Origin of the sequence: Streptomyces roseifaciens (assembly GCF_001445655.1) — a bacterium.
Classification (GTDB): Bacteria; Actinomycetota; Actinomycetes; order Streptomycetales; family Streptomycetaceae; genus Streptomyces; species Streptomyces aureoversilis.
In genome coordinates, this window is the sequence record NZ_LNBE01000002.1 from 220,211 (window position 1) to 238,505 (window position 18,295).

The following is an 18,295-nucleotide window of genomic DNA, read 5'->3' on the forward strand; positions in this document are numbered from 1 at the left end:
GGGCCCGCCCGGGGCCGGTTCCGGACGGACGGGCTCCGGGCGGGGAGTGCCTCAGGCCTCCGCGCCGGGCCCGCCCGCGTCGTGGACGAGCAGGGCGATCTGCACCCGGTTGTTGAGGCCCAGCTTGGTGAGGATGCGCGAGACGTGCGTCTTGACCGTCGCCACGCTCATATAGAGCGCGCCGGCGATCTCCGCGTTCGACTGCCCGCGCCCGACACAGCCCGCGACCTCCCGCTCCCGGTCGTTGAGCGCGGCCAGCAGCGCCCGGGCCCGGTCGCCCCGGGTGTCCCGCTCCCGCTCCGTGACCCGGGTGATCAGCTGCTGCGTGACGGCGGGGGAGAGGACCGGCTCGCCGGCGGCGACCCTGCGCACCGCCGCGACGATCTCCGCCGGAGGGGTGTCCTTGAGGACGAAGCCCGCCGCTCCGGCGCGCAGGGCCCGCAGCACCTGCTCGTCGGCGTGGAAGGTCGTCAGGACGACGACCTCCGGGGCGCCTTCGCGGCGGCGCAGCTCCTCCGTGGCGGCCAGGCCGTCGACCGACGGCATGCGGATGTCCATCAGCACCACGTCGGGCGCGTGCCGGTCGACGAGGGCGGTGACCTCCGAGCCGTCGGCGGCCTCTCCGACGATGCGGATGTCGGGCAGGCCGCCCAGCATGAACGACAGCCCGGCCCGCACCAGGGGGTCGTCGTCCACGAGCAGGACCCGGATCGGCCGGGCCTCCGGGGACCGCTGGGCCTGGGCCCCGGGGGAGTGCGAGGGCTCGGGGCCGTGCGGCGGCTGCGGGGCGTTCATGGCCGCCACGGTAGCCAGCCGTCGACGCGGAAGCCGCCGTCGGGGGTGGGGCCGTGCGAGAGCCGGCCGCCGGCGAGGGCGGCGCGCTCGGCCAGCCCGATGAGACCCTGCCCGGACCCGGGCACGGATGCTCCGCTGCCGTCCCCCGGCGGATTGGTGATCCCGACCGTCAGCCCCGCCTCCGGGGAGCCCTCGACCGTGATCCTCACCGCCGCCCCTCCGGCGTGCTTACGGGCATTGGTCAGCGCCTCCTGCACGATCCGGTACACCGTGCGGCCCGTGGCCTCCGGAACCGACGGGGCGTCGGCCACCCGCTGGTCGAGCACCACCTCCGTGCCCGCCTGCCGGGACTCCTCCACCAGCTCCTCCAGCGCCGCCAGGGTGGGCTGCGGGCGGTCCCCTCCGCCCTCCGCGCCGGGGGCGCGCAGCACCCCGATCACCTCGCGCAGATCCTCCAGGGCCTGATGCGCACTGTCACGGATCACCCCGGCGGCCCGGGCGACCTCCGCGGGCGGCGCGTCCGGACGGAACTCCAGCGCCCCCGCGTGCACGCACAGCAGCGACAGCCGGTGCGCCAGGACGTCGTGCATCTCCCGGGCGATGCGCTCGCGGGCCAGGCGCTGGGCCTGCTCAGCCCGCAACTGCGCCTCCGCCTCGGCCCGCCGGGCGCGCTCGCGCAGCGACAGGACCAGCTGGCGCCGGGACCGGACGAACATGCCCCAGCCGATGACGGTGAGGACCAGCAGCAGGCCCGTGGCGGTCGCGGCGGGGAACGGCAGGTCCGGGTCGGGACGGATCGCCGCCTGCAGCGGCTCGCTGATCAGCGCGAGCCCTCCCACGGCGGCCACGGTCCGGAACGGCCGGTGCACGGCGACCGTGAACACCGCCACCAGCATCGCCCCTGCGGCGGGCGGCACGGGGGTGCTCACCACCACCAGGACCACGGCGAGCGGCACCGGCCACCGGCGGCGCATCCACAGCGCGACGCAGGCCAGGGCGCCCACGATCTGGTCGAAGAAGAGGAGCGCGGGCGAGGCGCCCGGGTCCTTGCGCAGCGCCTCGGCGGCCAGTATCCCGATCACGGCGGCGAGGGCGATGCAGAGGATGTCGACCGCCCAGTCGCGCACACTGCGCGCCGTGCGGGGCTGCACCTCCGCCGTCTCCTCGGTCTTCACGTCCATGAGCAGCCAATTTACCGATGCGGCGGGCGGACCGGAGGCGCCGGACGGAGGGCCGATACCAAAGTTGTACGAGGCGGGACCTTGGATGATCCGGGGGCCTGCGGGCTGCTACTTCGGTCGGCGCCGCGCAGCCTTCCGGGCGATGACCGGGGCGGGGCGGCGGCAGGAGCATGGCGGGTATGAAGAAGCTGCTCGAAGGCGTCGGCGTCATCCTCGTCCTGCAGGGGCTGGGCGGCGTCGTCCACGGACTCACCGGCTGGTTCCACTACTGGGTGGTCGTGCGTTACCTCGGTTTCCTCGACGGCTACGAGATGTACGCGAGCATCGTCCTCGCCGTCATCGGTACGGCTTTGGTCATAGCCTCGGACAGCGTCGAGGCCGAGTCCGCGCGAGAATGACCCCATGGCTGACAGGACTTCCGGCACTTCGGAACTGGTCGAGCTCCTCGGTCTCCAACCGCACGTCGAGGGAGGGTGGTTCCGCGAGACGTGGAGGACCTCGCGCGAGGCGGTCCCCGACGGCTACGGCGGCCCGCGGGCCTTCGCCACCGGCATCTACTACCTCCTCCACCCCGGTGAGGTCTCCCGCTGGCACCGCGTGCGCTCCGACGAGCTGTGGCTGTGGCACCGCGGCGGCCCACTGCTGATGCGGCTCGGCGGCTCCGGCGATACGCCCGACGGGAAGGATGCCGCCGAAGTGGTCGTCGGACCCGGCGTCGAGCGCGGCGAGCAACCGCAGTTCCTGGTGCCCGGCGGCGTGTGGCAGTCGGCCGGTCCCGCGGGGGACGAGCCGGTGCTGGTGACGTGCGTGGTCGCACCGGGCTTCGACTACGAGGACTTCGAGGACTCCGAGGATCCCGAGGATTCCGCGAGGGGGTGACGGCGCCCTCGCCCACCCCCTACTGAGGTATCACCCCAGGGTTGGCTCCCTGGGGTGACGCAGGTTCGGACACCCTCTTTCTAGCTTTCCCTCAGTCACGGAACGGGACGAGGGAGAGACAGTCATGGGCCGCTTCAAGCGCACGCTGATCGCCGCAGCTCTGGCCGCCACGGTCGTGGCCGGCACGGCCGGCTGGGCCGTCAGCGACGAGCAGGCCGTGGTCAGCGGCCCGCCCGCCGGCGCCGAGGCCTGGCGTGCGGACCACTCCCTCCACCGCGAGCTGCCGGACCCGGCGACGGCGGCACCGCGTACGGTCGCCGCGTTCTTCGCCGGTCTCACCGAGGCCCAGCGCAAGGACCTGGCGGCCCGTCACGCGCTGGTCGTCGGCAACCTCGACGGTGCGCCCGTGCCCCTGCGGTACGAGGCCAACGCCCGGGCGATAGCCGCCGAGCGGGAGAAGATGCAGGCCCGGGCCGCGGACCCCGGCCTGACCCGCGCCGCGCGGGAAGAGGCCCGCGAGCGGGCCGACCGCTGCGAGCGGCTGCTCGCGCCGGGCCGCCGCATCCTGGCCTTCGACCCGCGCGGCCGCGGCCAGGTCGCCGAGGTGTACGGCGATCTGGCGGCCGCCCGGCACACCGCCGTGATCGTGCCCGGCTCGGACATCGACCTCCGCACCTTCGACCGGACGAAGGACCGCTACGGCACCCCCACCGGGATGGCCGCCTCCCTGCGGGCCGAGATGGAGCGCAGGGCACCCGGCACCCCGACCGCCGTCATCGCCTGGGCCGGCTACACCACGCCCGTGGGCCTCGGCCTTGACGCCGCCACCGGGCGCCTCGCGCAAGCCGGGGCCGTGCGCCTGGAGCGCCTGCTCGCCGGGCTGGCGGCGGCCGCCGCCTCTCCCGCCGCACCGCCGCCCTCCGTGTTCTGCCACAGCTACGGCTCGGTGGTCTGCGGCCTGGCCGCCCCGTCCGTCGACCGCACCGAGGCCGCCGACCTCGTGGCGCTCGGCAGCCCCGGCATGCGCGCCGACTCGGTGGCCGGACTGCACACCGGCGCCCGCGTCTGGGCCGCCGCGCGCAACTCCTCGGACTGGATAGGCAACGTCCCCAACGTCGACCTCTTCGGCCTCGGCCACGGCACCGACCCCACGTCCGCGGAGTTCGGCGCCCGCGTCGTCCCCACACACGGCGCCCACGGCCACACCGGCTACTTCGCCCCCGGCACGGACTCCCTGCGCAACTTCGCGGACATCGCCCTCGGCGCCTACGCCTAGACCTGGACCGCCAAGATTTGACTGCCAAGGTTTCTTTGCAAAGAAACCTTGGCAGTCTAGAGTCGGGGGAATGACCCATGTCGTTCTCGACGCCAAGGGCCTGCGTGCCCTGGCTCACCCCGTACGCGTGCAACTCGTGGGCCTGCTGCGGCTGTACGGCCCCTCGACGGCGACCCGGCTCGCCGAGCGCCTCGGCCTGGCCTCCGGGGCGACCAGTTACCACCTCCGGCAGCTCGCCGCCGCGGGCTTCGTCGCGGAGGACGCGTCGCTGGGCAATGCCCGCGAGCGCTGGTGGCGTGCCGTCCACGAGGCCACGGTGATCGACGACGACGAGCTCGCCGAGCAGGAGCCCGAGGCCATGCTCGGCTACGTCCAGGGCGTCGTGGCCGCCCACACCCTCCGCACCCAGCTGGCCGTCGCCGCGTACCCGGCCCTGCCGAAGCCCTGGCGGGACGCGTTCGACATGAGCGACTGGAACCTGCGGCTCACCCCGCAGGAAGCCGCGGAGCTGACCGGGGAGCTCCGGGCGGTCGTCGAGCGCTACCGGCAGTACGCGTCCGGCGCGGACGCCCCCGCGGACAGCGAGCCCGTCGCGCTCACCCTGCACCTCCTGCCCGACCCTGCAGTCGCGGAGGGCCGTACGGAAGGCGGCGCGGGAGCCGGCGCGGACAGGCGGGAAGGAGCGTGACCCCGCCGGCGCCGCGGCGTGGCCGGATATCCGGCCGTCTTCCGTACCCCCGACGCCCGGGCGGAGCCCTCGGCGGCCCCTCCGCAGGTCGCAGCGTCCGCCCGCTCGCTGGAGTCCTCGCGGCAACGGCCGTCTCCCTGACGGGCACGCGCGTCTCGGCGGTCGCCCTGCCGTGGTTCGTGCTCGTCACCACCGGCAGCGCCGCGCAGACCGGGCTCGTCGCCTTCTGCGAGATGACCCCGTACGTCGTGGTCAAGATGCTCACCGGCCCCCTGGTTGACCGCGTCGGACCGCGCGTCGTCTCCTGGGCGACCGACTCCCTCAGCGCCGCCGCTGCCGCGCTGATCCCCCTGCTCCATGCCCTGGACCTGCTGCCGTTCTGGCTGCTGCTCGGCCTCGTCGCGGTGATCGGCGCCGTGCGCGGGCCCGGCGACCTGGCCAAAGCGATCATGGTGCCGGAGGCGGCGGAGCGCAGCCGGGTCTCCCTGGAACGGGCTACCGGCCTTTCCGGCGTCACCGAGCGCCTCGCCTCCACGGTCGGCCCAGCGGCCGGCGGCGTGCTGGTGGCGCTGCTCGGCCCGATGGCCGGCCTGGTCGTCAACGCCGTCTGCTTCGCCCTGGGTTCGCTCGTGATCGCGCTCGCGCTCCCGCGCGGCATGGGCCTCGCGGTGCCGTCGGGCGACGCGCCCACGGACGGCGGTACGGGCGAACCGGCAGGCTACTGGCGCCGTTTCGGCGAAGGCTTCGCCTTCCTGCGCGGCGAACCCCTGCTGCTCACGATCATCGTCACGGCAGGCATCACCAACCTCCTCGACGTGGGCTTCACGGCCGTCCTCGTCCCCGTGTGGGCCGAGAGCTCCGGCGGCGGCCCCGCGGCCATCGGCCTCACCAGCAGCGCGGCGGGCGTCGCGGCCGTCTGCGGCAGCCTCGTGGCCGCTGCGCTCGCCCCCCGGCTGCGTCGCCGCCCCGTGTTCTTCGCGGGCTTCCTGCTCGCAGGGGCACCGAGGTTCGTCGTGCTCGCCTGCGGCGCGCCGTTGTGGGTGGTGCTCGTGGTGTTCGCCGTCAGCGGGTTCGGCGGCGGCTTCCTCAACCCCATCCTCGGTGCCGTGTCCTTCGAGCGGGTGCCGCGCGCCCTGCTGGGCCGGGTGCGGGCGCTGGGCGACTCCCTGGCCTGGGCGGGCATCCCCCTCGGCGGCCTGCTCGCCGGGCTCGCCGTCACGTCCGCGGGGCTGACGCCCGTCCTCCTGGTGGGAGGGGCGATGTACTTCCTCACCACCAACCTGGCCGGACTGCGCCCGGAGTGGCGCGAGATGGACCGCCGGCGCGGTGCCGGCACCCCTCGCGAAGCGCCGGAAGGCGTCGCCGTGCGAAGTTGATCATCTCCGACCTGAGGCTGATGGCGGGACGTGTCACGGCCGCATAACGTGATGATCATGTTGTGGAAATCGCGGAAGACATCGCGGCGGTCCTTCGTGGCCGCCGCGCTCCTCATGGCCTTCGCCGCACCCCAGATGCCCGCCGTGGCCGCGGCGGCGGAACGGACCCCCGGGCCGGCGGCGCCCGGAACGCCGGCCGAGGTGCCGGCGCCCACGGGCAAGATGCCGGTCGGGACGAAGACGCTGCACCTCGTCGACACCTCGCGCCCCGACCCGTGGAAGCCCGCCGCCGGCAAGCGGCAGCTCATGGTCTCGCTCTGGTACCCGGCGCGGCACCAGGGCGACAAGAACGCCCCCTACGTGTCGAAGGAGCTCTCCAAGGCGGTCCTCGGCAAGGAGGATCTCGCCGGCGTCCGCACGAACTCGACCCTGGACGCCGAGCCGGCCGGCAAGCCCCGGCCGCTGGTCGTCCTTTCGCCGGGCTTCGGGATGAGCCGGCTGACCCTCACCGCGCTCGGCGAGGACCTCGCGTCCCGCGGGTACGCCGTGGCCGCGGTCGACCACACCTACGAGGCCCCGGTCGAGTTCCCCGGCGGGCGCATCGAGACCTGTGAGACCTGCGCGAAGCCGGACATGGCCGCCGTCGTGCGGAACCGGGCGAAGGACTTCTCCTTCCTCCTCGACCGGCTGACCGCCCCCGGCAGCCCGCTCGCCGTCGACCGCGGCCGGATCGCCGTGGTCGGCCACTCCATCGGCGGCGCGAGCGCGGTGGAGGCCCTGCGCGGCGACAAGCGCGTGGACGCCGCCGTCAACCTCGACGGCAACTTCCCCATCGACCTGCCCGCCGAGGGGCTGAAGAAGCCCGTGATGCTCTTCGGTGCACAGCGGTCCGGCGACGACGCGGAGAACTGGAACAAGAACTGGCAGCGGCTGACGGGCTGGAAGCGCTGGCTCGACGTGCCCGAAGGCGGCCACCTGACGTTCACGGACGCCCCCTGGATCGCGGACCGGTTCGGAATGCCCGACCAGATCCCGCCGGAGCAGGTCCACGGCGCCTACGGCAGCCTGCACGGCATCCGCTCGACCGCGCTCACCCGTGCGTACGTGAACGCGTTCGTCGACCGGCACCTGCGCGGCACGCCGAGCCCGCTCCTCGACCGGCCGTCCGCGGCCTACCCGGAAGTCACCGTCCTGAAGAAGAAGTAACGCGCATCCTCGGGAGACCCGGGGGTGGCACCAGTGCCACCCCCGGAACGGATACCAGCGGGGTCGATCGCGGCCGCCCCGCCCGGGAGCATCGAACCGTCACCACGCACCAGGAGGTTCGATGTTCGAGCTCAGGAAATCGCGGCGCACCGTACCGGCGGTCTTCGCACTCTCCGCCGTGTCGGCCGCGCTCGCCGCGGTGGTCGCGGCCGCAGTGCTCCCGGCGGGAGCAGCCGCTGCGCAGCAGGGCGCGACCGCGCAGCCGCGCCCGGCCACGGCCGTGACCGTGCCCGAGCGGTACGCCTCCCAGAAGCTGGCCTGGCAGCCCTGCCCCGAGCTGGCCACCATGGAGTGCGCGGAGATGACCGTCCCGCGCGACTGGCACGCCCCGGACGCCGGCAAGGACCTCACGATCGCCGTGTCCCGCGTGCGGGCGAGCGACCCCGCCCACCGGCGCGGGGTGCTGATGATGGCCGCGGGGGGACCCGGCGGCAAGGGGCTGCTGCGGCCGGCCGGCGTCGCCCGGAAGGCGCCCGCGATCGGCGCCGTCCACGACATCGTCAGCTTCGACCAGCGCGGCGTCGGCAGGAGCACGCCGCTGCAGTGCCAGACCCAGGACGAGCTCGACGCCTTCTTCGCGGGCGACTTCCGCGACCGCTCGCCCGCCGCCGTGCAACGCGTCGTGGACAACTCCCGCAAGCTCGCCGACGCCTGCCGCGCGAAGCACGGGGACCTCCTCCCGTACATCACCACCGAGCAGACCGTGCGCGACATGGACCTCTTCCGCGCCCTGCTCGGCGAGCGGAAGATCTCCTACTACGGGGCCTCCTACGCGACCATGGTCGGCGCGTACTACGCCTCGCTCTTCCCGCAGCGCGTCGAACGCGCCGTCCTGGACAGCAACATAGCCTTCGGCGGCACCTGGGAGGACTTCGAGAAGGGCCAGCCGAAGAGCTTCCAGCGCCGCTTCGAGCAGGACTTCCTGCCCTGGCTCGCGAAGAACGACGCCACCTACCACTACGGCCGCACCGCGGCCGAGGCGAAGGCCACGTGGGAGCGGCGGCGCAGCGCGCTGCGCGACCACCCGCTCAGCCCGGGCGAGGGCAAGGGCAGGACCCTCGACCCCAACCGCTTCGACAGCGGCACCATCCAGGCGATCTACGACTCGCAGGAGGGCTTCCCGGCCCTCGCGAAGGCGCTCGCCGCGCTGGAGCACTGGGACACGGCGGCCCCCGCCGAGCGGAAGCTCGTCGACACCGTCTTCGGCTCCTACCTCGGCACCAACTTCTTCGCCGAGTTCCTCTCCGTGACCTGCGCCGACACCCCGTGGAACCGGGACACCGGCTCCTGGATCCGGCGCAGCGCCGAGGACACCGCCAAGTACCCCCTGATGGGTGCCCGGGAGCTCGCCTTCGCCTCCGCGTGCGCGGCGTGGCCCGCCTCCCCGGCACCGCGCGTCAAGGTCACCGGCAAGGGCCTGCCGCCCGTCCTGATGCTCAACTCCCTGCACGACCCGGCCACGTACTACGAGGCTGCGCAGCGCGCCCACCGGGACCTGCGCGGCTCGCGCCTGGTCACGGTCACCGGCGGCGACCACGGCGTCTACCTGGGCGGCAGCGCCTGCGCCGACGGCATCGTGAACAAGTACCTCCTCTCCGGAGAACTGCCCGCCCGGGACGTCACCTGCGAGGACGCGCCGCTGCCGGCGCCGGCGGCGAAGTAGCCCGCAGCGGGGCCGCTCGCCGCAACTACGGCTGGAGCAGCAGCTACAGCTGCCGCTCCAGCAAATACGCCGAGAGCGCGACGAGTTCACCGACCGCACCCTCCGCGAGGCCGGAGCCTCGCAGGCACTCGTGGGCGGCCGCCGCATGGCGGTGTGCCTCCTGCAGGGCGAACTCCCGGCCGCCGGCCGCCTCGACCAGGCCGGCCGCGCGGTCCGCGGCTGCGGCGTCCGGGGGCGTGCCCGGGCCCAGCAGCCGGGCCAGCTCGCGGGCGGTTGCCCCTTCGTCCAGGGCGACGGCCGCCAGCACCGGCAGGGTCTTCTTCCGCCGCAGCAGGTCGCCGTGGACCGGCTTGCCCGTCGTCCGCGGGTCGCCCCAGATCCCCAGCAGGTCGTCCACGATCTGGAACGCCGTGCCGAGCCGCCGCCCGGCCTCCGCGAGGGCACCCGTCTGCAGGGGCGGGGCGCCCGCCAGCACCGGCCCCAGGGACAGGGCGCAGCCGAGCAGGGCGCCGGTCTTGCGGGCCGCCATCGCCTCGTACTCCGGTATGCCGACCGCTCCCCGCCCCGTCCACGGACGGCTCTCGAACAGCAGGTCGTCCGCCTGCCCGCGCACCAGCTCGCCCAGGCAGTCGGCCAGGTGCGCCACCGCCCGGCCGGTGTGCTCGCCCCCGGCCTCCGCCACCGTCCGCACGGCCAGCGCGAACAGGGCGTCGCCCGTCAGAACGGCCGGTCCGGTGCCGAACGCCTTCCACGTCGCGTCCCGGTGCCGCCGCCGCTCGTCGCCGTCCATGATGTCGTCGTGCACCAGCGAGAAGGTGTGCACCAGCTCCACGGCCACCGCCGCCTGCACCGCCGTCCCGAGGGGAGCGCCCACCGCCTCCGCGCCGAGCAGGGCGAACGCCTGGCGGACGCCCTTGCCGCCGGGGGAGGGGCTCGGCGTGCCGTCGGCCTCGCACCAGCCGAAGGAGAAGGCCGCCATGCGGGCCGGCAGCGGGTGCAGCGTCGCCACGGCGGCTCTGAGCGCGGGCTCGGCCAGCGCCCGTGCGCGGGCGAGCGTCTGGGGAGCGGGGGTCCGGAGTGCGGTCTGCGGGGGCACGGGGCCGGCCTGCGTGGGCATGGTCTTTCTCTCTCCTGTCGTGGGCTGCCGCGGAAGGACGTGCTGTCAGGCGGCCGGGCGGGCCGCCGGGGACGCCGCAGGCTCCGCCGCCATCCCCAGCTCCGCGCGCGCCGCCTCGACCATCCGCCGGGCGTGGAGCAGGCCGATCCGGCCGAGCGTACGGTGCAGGTCGTCCAGCTCGGCGGCGGTCTCGGCGCGGTCGTGCCCCAGCCGGGCCCGGCTCTTGACCAGTCCGAGCCGGGCCAGGGCGGCACCCCGCGGCTCCGCCATCTCCCGGAACTCCTCCAGCGCGCCGCGGTAGCACTCCTCGGCCTCCGCGTAACGGCCCGCCCGGAACAGGACGTTGCCGCGCATTTTGTGGTTGTAGGCCAGAGCGCTGACGAGCTTCATCCGCCGGCACGTCCCCTCGGCCTCCGACAGCAGCGCGAGCGCCCGCTCGGTCTCTCCCCGCAGGGACAGCACGTCGGCGATCCCGCGCAGCGCCCACGCGTGGCCGCGGGCGTCGTCGGCCCCACCCGATATCTCCGCCGCCTCCTCGAACATGGCCAGCGCGGTGTCGTACGAGCCCGAGTTGCGGTGCATCTGCGCGATGCCTTCCAGCGCCCACACGGTGTGCCGGGCCTCGCCGCGGCGTCGCGCCTCCGCCAGCAGCTTCTCGTGCAGTTCGCCGACGGCCTGGTAGTCGCCCTGGATGCGTCCGGTCTCGGCGAGCCCCGCCAGGGAGTAGCCGCGGGCCACGATGTCGTCGCCCCGCTCGGCGAGTTCGGCGGCGATGGCGAGCCAGCGCCGGGCCAGGGCCAGGGCTCCGCGCTGCCGGGCAAGCGTGCCGCCGCTCCACACGGCCCAGGCCATCGCCCCCAGGTCAGCCGCCTGCCGCGCGGCCCGGTAGCTCGCCTTCCACGCGCGCTCGGCGTCCTCCACCCGGCCGAGCCGCCGGCTCGCCTCCGCGACGGCCAGCTCGGCGTGCGCCATGTCGAGGGCGGAGCCGTCCAGTTGGGCACGCTGCCGTTGCTCGACCGCCTTGGCCAGCACTTCCTCGAGCGAGGCGTTCACAGAGAGGTCTTCCAGGGAGCCCCGGTACTCGGGGGCGAATGCCTTGCCGTACATGGTTCAGCCTCACTTCGGGATCACTCGGGTGGGGCAGGGGGCGCCCTACCGTTGATCAAGAAGCTATGGCCTCGAACCACCCTGAGTAGTCAGACCAGGAGGCGGCGTTCCGTACATCTGAGGTCCGGTGCAGACGGCACGGGTCATACGAGAGATGTACGGACGGCGGCGGACGGGGCATGCGCGAGCGCTCGCTCGGTGCCCTGATGGACAAGTACTGCGCGAGGCGTTCGTGTGCCTTGAAGTCTCCTGGGAGGAAGGGCTGTTGTGGACGTACAGCACGGGCGGAACCGTGAACGGAGGCCCGCAGGGAACGCGCGGCGGAATTCCGCCGGGAGTACGACCGTGGTTCGCAGCGCCCGGACTTGTCAGCCGGCCGGTGCCGTTCCGGGGCGGGCGGCAGGATTCCCCTTTTCCGCGCTCCCGGCATTGCCCGCCGTATCCCCTCCCACAGGCCCGGCCGCTCCCGGCACCTGTCCCTGCGGGGGCAGTGCCGAAGCCTGCCCGTTTCCTCCGGGCGACTTCGACGGGACGGGCCCGGACGGGCCGCCGTTGACGGAACCCGTCGTGGTGTTGTGCGAGGCGGACGGCTTGCGGCTCGGTGATGGCTTTCCCCGGCCGTTCGAGCCGGCCGACGTCCCGCCCATTCCGCTGCCGTTCCCCCGGCCCGTGGTCGTCGAGCCCTGCTCACCCCCCTGCGAGGTGGCGCTCTGGCTCGGCTTGACGTGGTTGCCGTCGTTCACTGCCGCTTTCACACCGATGACTGCGGCCACAATGGCACCGGCGGCCCCGATGAAGGCCGCGACGATTGCTACGAAATTGCCCGGTCCATTGGCGGAACCCCGACCTCCGCCCGGGCCTTGACCACCGTATTGGCTCACTCGACCCCCCGAGGTGAAAACCCGAGGGCAAATGTACGCGCGAAATCCACGAGTGTGCTATGCACCGGACCGGGGCGGATGCTGTTTCCCTGCCGCAGGATTTGTACAGTGTGCCGCGGGGAAAGCCCGCTGGTACAGGCGTTCGGCTCCACGGGGGAGCTCGGGAAAGACAGGGGCGGGGCCATGAGTGAGCCGAGTGCGCTCAAAACACTGGGGACGGGGATCGGCTGGCGCCCGGAGACGGCCGACGCCGTGGCGGCGGGCCCGGTCCGCGCCGACTGGGTGGAGGTCGTCGCGGAGAACATCTGCCCGGGCCACCTCCCCGGCCCGCTCCGGGAGCTGCGCGAGCGCGGCACGACGGTGATACCCCACGGGGTCTCCCTCGGCCTCGGCGGCGCCGACCGGCCGGATCTCGCCCGGCTCGCCGCGCTCGCCGAGCGCGCCGAAGCCCTCGGCTCGCCGCTCGTCTCCGAGCACATAGCCTTCGTCCGCTCCGGGGGACCGCTGACCGGCTCCCCGCGGATCGAGGCCGGCCACCTGCTGCCGGTGCCCCGCACCCACGACGCCCTGGACGTCCTGTGCGAGAACGTCCGCATCGCCCAGGACATGCTGCCCGTCCCGCTCGCGCTGGAGAACATCGCGGCCCTCCTGCCCTGGCCCGGCGAGGAGCTGACCGAGGGACAGTTCCTCGCCGAGCTGGTCGCCAGGACGGGCGTGCGGCTCCTGATCGACGTCGCCAACCTCCACACGAACCACGTCAACCTGGGCCAGGATCCCGCGGCCGCCCTGGACGAACTGCCGCTCGAAGCCATCGCCTACGTGCATGTGGCCGGAGGCGTCGAGCAGGGCGGGCTGTGGCACGACAGCCACGCCCACCCGGTGACCGGCCCCGTCCTCGACGTCCTCGCCGAGCTGGCCGCCCGCGTGACGCCCCCGGGCGTCCTCCTGGAGCGCGACGACGCCTTCCCCGCACCCGAAGAGCTCGCGGCGGAACTGGACGCGATCAGGGCGACGGTGGCCGGTGCCCGGCGCTCCTCCCGGCAGGACCGGCGGCGGGCGGTGGCGCACAGTGTCTGAAACCACGTCTGAAACCACGTCTCAAACCGTGTCCGAAACCGCGTCCGAGACCGCCTCCGACGCCGCCCGGCGGCGCCTCGCGCACGCCCAGCACGCCCTGCTCTCAGCGCTCGTCGCGGACGCACCCCCGCCGCCCGGCTTCGACCCGCAACGGCTGCGGGTGCAGCAGCAGGCGCTGCTCGGCAAGCGCGCGGACGTCGTCGCGAAGGTCGAGCCGGAGCTGCCCGAGATCCTCGGGGCGGACTTCCGGCGGCTCTTCCTCACCTATGCCCGAGGCCGTCCGATGAGCGACGGCTACCGCCAGGACGCCCTCGACTTCGCCGAGGCGCTCCTGAAGACCGACGGTATCCGGATCGATGGCATCCGGGCCGATGGCATCCGGGCCGACGGCATCCTCACCGCCCCCGGGCGGCGGGAGCGCCTCGCGGCGTGGACGGCCGCCCGGCACGCGGCGCCGTCCGCCGGCCCTGCCCCGCTTCCTGCTCGCCTGGCGTCGGCCTGGCACACCTTGCGCTCGCGCGTGACCCGAAAGGCAACTGCCCTATGATCGCCGGCATCGTCGTCGCCTCCCTGGTGACCCTCCTTGCCCTCGTAGCCCCGTCGGCCTGGCTCGTCGTCGCCCGCCGCCGCGCCCTCGCCGACCCGCCGCCCGCACAGGGCCGGCCGGAGCTGCTGGAGGTCGCGTACCTGCTCGGCGGCCGCAGCCGGGTGGTGGACACCGTCATTGCCGGCATGTGCGACGACGGGCGGATATCCGTGAACGAGAGCGGCAAGCTCAAGGCCGAGCGGGCCGTCGCGTACAACCCCGTGGAGCGCGCCCTGCTGGGCCGCTGCGGCGCCGAGTGGAGCACCTCCCTGCGCAAGGTCCGGACGTCGCTGCAGTTCGATCCGGCCGTCGACGCCCTCGAAGGCGCCCTCGTCCGGCGCGGGATGCTGGTGTCGCCGATGGCGAAGCAGAAGTGGCGGCGCGCCGCGGACGTACAGGTGGGCGGGCTCGTCCTCACCGCCGTGGGCGTCGTGTCCCTGGTCCTCATGCCCGTGACGTTCGTGGTGCCTTTCGTCGTCCTCGACTTCCTCGTCGCCGGCATCGTGCTCCGCGTCCTGTGCCGGCCGGCCGGGCCGAATGCTGCGTTGCCCACCCCGTGCGGCAAGGCATTCATCAACCTGACGCCGGCGACCGGCCCCTGGAGCGTCCGGTTCTCCGCCACGCACCCGGAGGGCATCGCGGGGGTAGTCGCCGTGCACGGCGCCGACGGACCCGAGCCGGACCAGGTGTTCCTGAGTCAGCTGAGGCAGGCGGCTCTGTCGAGCACCAGTGCGGGCAGCGCGGGCTCCTACTCCAAGAGCGCGAAGAAGTCCTCTTCCTCCTCCGCGTCCTCCTCGTCCCACACCAGCGGCGGGTACGCCTGCTCCGGCGCATCGAGCTGTTCCGGCCACTCCGGCCACTCCGGTCATTCGAGCTGCTCCAGCTCCAGCTGCTCCTCCTCCAGTTCGAGTTCCAGCTGTGGTGGAGGCAGCAGCTGCAGCTCCTGAACGGAACGTTCCGGGCAACTGGTACCTTCACCCCGGTGATCATCCGCAGTGCCGGTCAACGGCGCTGCGGATCGCCGTGCGCGTTCCGCCGCGCGGCGCGTTCCCGGTCACCTCCGCACCCCCGATCAAGGAAGCACATTGGCTCGCCTCCGGCTCCGCCGTTTAACCCGTCCCGCCGTCTCCGCAGCGGTCTCCGCCCTCGCCCTCGCCGCGCTCCCCGCGGCCCCGGCGTTCGCCGACTCCTCCGCCACCCCGCACCTCGACGCCGTCGAGCAGACGCTCCGTCAGGTCTCGCCCGGCCTCGAAGGGCGCGTGTGGGAGCGCACCGCCGGCAACGCGCTGGACGCCTCCTCCGGTGACCCCGCCGACTGGCTCCTGCAGACCCCCGGCTGCTGGGGCGACGCCACCTGCGCCGAGCGCCCCGGTACGAAGCGGCTGCTCGCCAAGATGACCGAGAACATCTCCCGGGCCACGCGCACCGTCGACATATCCACCCTGGCTCCCTTCCCCGACGGGGCGTTCCAGGACGCGATCGTCGCGGGCCTGAAGAAGTCGGTGGAGAACGGCAACAAGCCGAAGGTCCGCGTTCTGGTCGGGGCCGCGCCGGTCTACCACATGAACGTGCTGCCCACGAAGTACCGCGACGACCTGCGCGACAAGCTCGGCAAGGCCGCCGGCAGCGTCACCCTGAACGTCGCGTCGATGACCACCTCGAAGACCGCCTTCTCCTGGAACCACTCCAAGCTCCTCGTGGTGGACGGGCAGTCGGCGATCACCGGCGGCATCAACAGCTGGAAGAACGACTACGTCGACACCACCCACCCGGTGTCCGACGTCGACCTCGCCCTGACCGGGCCCGCGGCCGGGTCCGCCGGCCGGTACCTGGACCAGCTGTGGACCTGGACCTGCGGGAACAAGAACAACATCGCGAGCGTCTGGTTCGCCGCGTCCGACGGCGCCTCCTGCATGCCGACGATGGAGAAGGACGCCAACCCCGCCGCCGCCCCGGCCACCGGGAACGTCCCCGTGATCGCCGTCGGCGGTCTCGGCGTCGGCATCCAGGACTCCGACCCCTCCTCGTCCTTCCGGCCGGACCTGCCGACGGCGCCCGACACCAAGTGCGTCGTGGGCCTGCACGACAACACCAACGCCGACCGCGACTACGACACGGCCAACCCCGAGGAGAGCGCCCTGCGCGCCCTCGTGGCCAGTGCGCGCAGCCACGTGGAGATCTCCCAGCAGGACCTCAACGCCACCTGCCCGCCGCTCCCGCGCTACGACGTCCGGCTCTACGACGCGCTCGCGGCGAAGCTGGCCGCCGGCGTGAAGGTCCGCATCGTGGTCAGCGACCCCGCCAACCGGGGCGCGGTCGGCAGCGGCGGCTACTCGCAGATCAAGTCGCTGAACGAGATCAGCGACGTCCTGCGCAACCGCCTCGCGCTGCTCACCGGCGGTCAGCAGGGTGCGAAGACGGCCATGTGCGGCAACCTGCAGCTGGCCACGGCCCGCAGCTCGGACAGCGCCAAGTGGGCCGACGGCAAGCCGTACGCACAGCACCACAAGCTGGTGTCCGTGGACGGCTCGGCCTTCTACATCGGCTCGAAGAACCTCTACCCGTCCTGGCTGCAGGACTTCGGGTACATGGTGGAGAGCCCGGAGGCCGCCCGGCAGCTCGACGCGAGCCTGCTGGCCCCGCAGTGGAAGTACTCGCAGGCCACGGCGACCTTCGACTACGCCCGCGGGATCTGCCAGGGCTGATCCCCGGCGCTCCCGTACGGACCTGCGGCCCGCGGCTGGTGTCAGCCGCGGGCCGCAGGCGTACCGTGCGCGGGTGCGTCAGCGCAGCGCCATCAGCGTCATCGTCTTCTGCGGCCCGGCGAGGGCGGACCCGCCCGACGGGGCCTTGCCGCAGTACTCCGCCTCGACCAGCGCGCCGAGGTCGCCGGTCCAGTCGCCGTTGAAGTTGAAGGCGGCGGTGTGCCGGCCGTCGGCAGTGGCACTGGCGATCGTGCCGGAGCCGTGGACGCCGCCGGTGTGCATCCAGACGGTCACGCCGCACGACAGCGGGGCCGTGAGGACGCCGAGGCCGTAGCGGGCACCGGGAGCCTGGTCGCCGACGGGCACCGCGGTGAGCAGTTCCCGCTGCTGCGCCTTCGGCAGCAGCTTCCCGCCGATGAGGGCGCCGTAGAAGCGGTTGAGGTCGCCGGTGGTGGAGATGATCTCGCCGGCGGCCCCGCCCCACGACGGGTTGAGCTCGGTGACGTCGTAGATCTTCGCGCCGGGAGCGGGCTCGGCCTGGAGCGTGCTGTAGGCCCGGCCGTGCGGCCCCGGCAGTTCGGGCGCCGTGCCGGGGAGGGTGGTGGCGGTGAGCCCCAGGGGCCGGATGATGCGCCGCTTGATCTCGGTGGCGTACGAGCGGCCCGTCACCTTCTCGACGACCATGCCGGCGAGGACGTAGTTGGTGTTGGAGTAGTGCCAGCCCCCGCCCGGCCGGAAGTACGGTGCGTGCGCCATCGCGGTCTTCACCAGCTCGTCCGGCGTGTGGTCGTCGAAGCGGTGCTCGAGGAAGTCGGGGCCGAGCAGCTTCTGGAAGGCCGGGTCCTCGGTGTAGTTGTAGATCCCGCTGGTGTGGTTGAGCAGCTGCCGGACGGTGATCTCCCGGCCGTCGTGCCCGTTGCCCCGGACGACGCGCGGCAGCCAGCGCTCGACGGGGTCGTCCAGGCCGATCCGGCCCTCCGCCTCCAGCTGGAGCAGGACGACGGAGGTGAAGACCTTGCTGACGCTGGCGATGCGGAAGCGGTCCTGGGCGAGGCGGGGCCGCTGGGTGGTGCGGTCGGCGATGCCGGCGGAGCCCCGCCAGGTGCCGTGGTCGTCCCGGGCCTGCCCCAGGACGCCGGGTATGCCGGCCGCGACCTGGGCCTCCATGGCGCTGCGGGTGGCGGCGTGCCGGTCGTGGCCCGCGGCGGTCTCCCGGCCGTCTGCGGCCGTCGTCCCGGCGGCTTCGGCCGCGGCGGGGGCGGTGAGGGCCGCCGCGGCCATCGCGGCGGCGGCCAGTGCCCCCGCCAGGGCTCTGTGGACGGTGCGGGTGCGTACGTTCATGGCAGGTGGCCCCTCTGCTCCGACGGTGTGCTGACACCGGACAGGACACCGTCAAGTCGCGTGGGGTTGAAGGGCCTTGTGGGCGGGGAGCGGGATCCGGCCAGCGGAATGCGGCGCTCGCGGAGTGAGACACGGCACAAATCCCCTCGTCCGGGAACCGCCGGCCGCGCCGCGGCGTCGAGGGCTGCTGCCCCGGCCCCGGCGGCTCCGTCCACGATCGGCTGAATCGCCGCCCGTACCCCCGCCTCCGGGTCCGGCCGGGTGGTCACCGTCGGATATAACTCCCTCACGCAGGGTGCGTCGCCGGTGGTGGGCGGCCCGGGGCGCGCGGCCGCCGGCGGCGTCCGGGGCGGGCGT

At 73.6% G+C, this 18,295-nt stretch carries 14 protein-coding genes and 1 pseudogene; 10 read left to right on the forward strand and 5 right to left on the reverse strand.

Annotation, left to right across the window (positions count from 1 at the left end; genetic code table 11):
• Window positions 1-51 precede the first annotated feature (51 nt).
• Together AS857_RS02840 and AS857_RS02845 are read right to left on the reverse strand one after the other, a co-directional pair.
• Complete coding sequence (locus tag AS857_RS02840) at window positions 52-795, reverse strand: response regulator (RefSeq protein WP_079110108.1); 744 nt, start codon at window positions 793-795, stop codon at window positions 52-54.
• Window positions 792-1,976, reverse strand: coding sequence for a sensor histidine kinase (locus AS857_RS02845; protein WP_058041501.1), 1,185 nt, complete (start codon window positions 1,974-1,976; stop codon window positions 792-794). The genes AS857_RS02840 and AS857_RS02845 overlap by 4 nt, the downstream gene beginning before the upstream one ends.
• A 179-nt stretch (window positions 1,977-2,155) precedes the next feature.
• On the opposite strand from AS857_RS02845, the gene AS857_RS02850 reads away from it, so the two are divergent.
• The 7 genes from AS857_RS02850 to AS857_RS02880 all read left to right on the forward strand — a co-directional run bounded on the left by AS857_RS02850 (window position 2,156) and on the right by AS857_RS02880 (window position 9,124).
• The gene (locus AS857_RS02850) at window positions 2,156-2,374 is read left to right on the forward strand and encodes a hypothetical protein (protein WP_058041502.1); all 219 of its coding nucleotides are present in this window, start codon (window positions 2,156-2,158) and stop codon (window positions 2,372-2,374) included.
• A 4-nt stretch (window positions 2,375-2,378) separates the two neighbouring features.
• Window positions 2,379-2,855, forward strand: coding sequence for a cupin domain-containing protein (locus tag AS857_RS02855; protein WP_058041503.1), 477 nt, complete (start codon window positions 2,379-2,381; stop codon window positions 2,853-2,855).
• A 124-nt stretch (window positions 2,856-2,979) separates the two neighbouring features.
• Window positions 2,980-4,131 (forward strand): alpha/beta hydrolase, encoded by a 1,152-nt coding sequence (locus tag AS857_RS02860; RefSeq protein ID WP_058041504.1) that lies wholly within the window; start codon window positions 2,980-2,982, stop codon window positions 4,129-4,131.
• 70 nt (window positions 4,132-4,201) lie between these two features.
• Window positions 4,202-4,819, forward strand: coding sequence for an ArsR/SmtB family transcription factor (locus AS857_RS02865; protein ID WP_058041505.1), 618 nt, complete (start codon window positions 4,202-4,204; stop codon window positions 4,817-4,819).
• A 26-nt stretch (window positions 4,820-4,845) separates the two neighbouring features.
• The gene (locus AS857_RS02870) at window positions 4,846-6,195 is read left to right on the forward strand and encodes an MFS transporter (RefSeq protein ID WP_058042065.1); all 1,350 of its coding nucleotides are present in this window, start codon (window positions 4,846-4,848) and stop codon (window positions 6,193-6,195) included.
• A 57-nt stretch (window positions 6,196-6,252) separates the two neighbouring features.
• On the forward strand, window positions 6,253-7,401 hold the full coding sequence (locus AS857_RS02875) for an alpha/beta hydrolase family protein (RefSeq protein WP_063804170.1): 1,149 nt from the start codon (window positions 6,253-6,255) through the stop codon (window positions 7,399-7,401).
• Window positions 7,402-7,522: 121 nt separating this feature from the next.
• Window positions 7,523-9,124 carry an alpha/beta hydrolase gene (locus tag AS857_RS02880; RefSeq protein ID WP_079110014.1) on the forward strand — a complete coding sequence of 534 codons (1,602 nt, stop codon included), beginning with the start codon at window positions 7,523-7,525 and terminating at the stop codon, window positions 9,122-9,124.
• 43 nt (window positions 9,125-9,167) lie between these two features.
• On the opposite strand, the gene AS857_RS02885 is transcribed toward AS857_RS02880, so the two are convergent.
• Both AS857_RS02885 and AS857_RS02890 read right to left on the reverse strand, forming a co-directional pair.
• On the reverse strand, window positions 9,168-10,220 hold the full coding sequence (locus AS857_RS02885) for a polyprenyl synthetase family protein (protein WP_420823912.1): 1,053 nt from the start codon (window positions 10,218-10,220) through the stop codon (window positions 9,168-9,170).
• A 66-nt stretch (window positions 10,221-10,286) separates the two neighbouring features.
• On the reverse strand, window positions 10,287-11,348 hold the full coding sequence (locus AS857_RS02890) for a tetratricopeptide repeat protein (RefSeq protein ID WP_058041508.1): 1,062 nt from the start codon (window positions 11,346-11,348) through the stop codon (window positions 10,287-10,289).
• Window positions 11,349-12,412: 1,064 nt separating this feature from the next.
• On the opposite strand from AS857_RS02890, the pseudogene AS857_RS02895 reads away from it, so the two are divergent.
• The 3 genes and pseudogenes from AS857_RS02895 (at window position 12,413) to AS857_RS02905 (ending at window position 16,597) form a co-directional block, all read left to right on the forward strand.
• Window positions 12,413-13,853 (forward strand): annotated as a pseudogene (locus tag AS857_RS02895) (MbnB/TglH/ChrH family RiPP precursor modification enzyme).
• Window positions 13,850-14,839 (forward strand): TIGR04222 domain-containing membrane protein, encoded by a 990-nt coding sequence (locus AS857_RS02900; protein ID WP_058041509.1) that lies wholly within the window; start codon window positions 13,850-13,852, stop codon window positions 14,837-14,839. The pseudogene AS857_RS02895 and the gene AS857_RS02900 overlap by 4 nt, the downstream one beginning before the upstream one ends.
• A gap of 138 nt (window positions 14,840-14,977) precedes the next feature.
• On the forward strand, window positions 14,978-16,597 hold the full coding sequence (locus AS857_RS02905; protein WP_058041510.1) for a phospholipase D-like domain-containing protein: 1,620 nt from the start codon (window positions 14,978-14,980) through the stop codon (window positions 16,595-16,597).
• 78 nt (window positions 16,598-16,675) lie between these two features.
• Here the strand turns inward: AS857_RS02905 and AS857_RS02910 are convergent, their stop codons facing one another.
• The gene (locus AS857_RS02910) at window positions 16,676-17,938 is read right to left on the reverse strand and encodes a serine hydrolase domain-containing protein (protein ID WP_058041511.1); all 1,263 of its coding nucleotides are present in this window, start codon (window positions 17,936-17,938) and stop codon (window positions 16,676-16,678) included.
• Window positions 17,939-18,295 lie beyond the last annotated feature (357 nt).

Bases quoted from the DNA above. Each gene is read 5' to 3' on its own strand.
- AS857_RS02840 (WP_079110108.1), bottom strand. From the start codon at position 795: ATGAACGCCCCGCAGCCGCCGCACGGCCCCGAGCCCTCGCACTCCCCC.
- AS857_RS02845 (WP_058041501.1), bottom strand. From the start codon at position 1,976: ATGGACGTGAAGACCGAGGAGACGGCGGAGGTGCAGCCCCGCACGGCG.
- AS857_RS02850 (WP_058041502.1), top strand. From the start codon at position 2,156: ATGAAGAAGCTGCTCGAAGGCGTCGGCGTCATCCTCGTCCTGCAGGGG.
- AS857_RS02855 (WP_058041503.1), top strand. From the start codon at position 2,379: ATGGCTGACAGGACTTCCGGCACTTCGGAACTGGTCGAGCTCCTCGGT.
- AS857_RS02860 (WP_058041504.1), top strand. From the start codon at position 2,980: ATGGGCCGCTTCAAGCGCACGCTGATCGCCGCAGCTCTGGCCGCCACG.
- AS857_RS02865 (WP_058041505.1), top strand. From the start codon at position 4,202: ATGACCCATGTCGTTCTCGACGCCAAGGGCCTGCGTGCCCTGGCTCAC.
- AS857_RS02875 (WP_063804170.1), top strand. From the start codon at position 6,253: ATGTTGTGGAAATCGCGGAAGACATCGCGGCGGTCCTTCGTGGCCGCC.
- AS857_RS02880 (WP_079110014.1), top strand. From the start codon at position 7,523: ATGTTCGAGCTCAGGAAATCGCGGCGCACCGTACCGGCGGTCTTCGCA.
- AS857_RS02890 (WP_058041508.1), bottom strand. From the start codon at position 11,348: ATGTACGGCAAGGCATTCGCCCCCGAGTACCGGGGCTCCCTGGAAGAC.
- AS857_RS02900 (WP_058041509.1), top strand. From the start codon at position 13,850: ATGATCGCCGGCATCGTCGTCGCCTCCCTGGTGACCCTCCTTGCCCTC.
- AS857_RS02910 (WP_058041511.1), bottom strand. From the start codon at position 17,938: ATGAACGTACGCACCCGCACCGTCCACAGAGCCCTGGCGGGGGCACTG.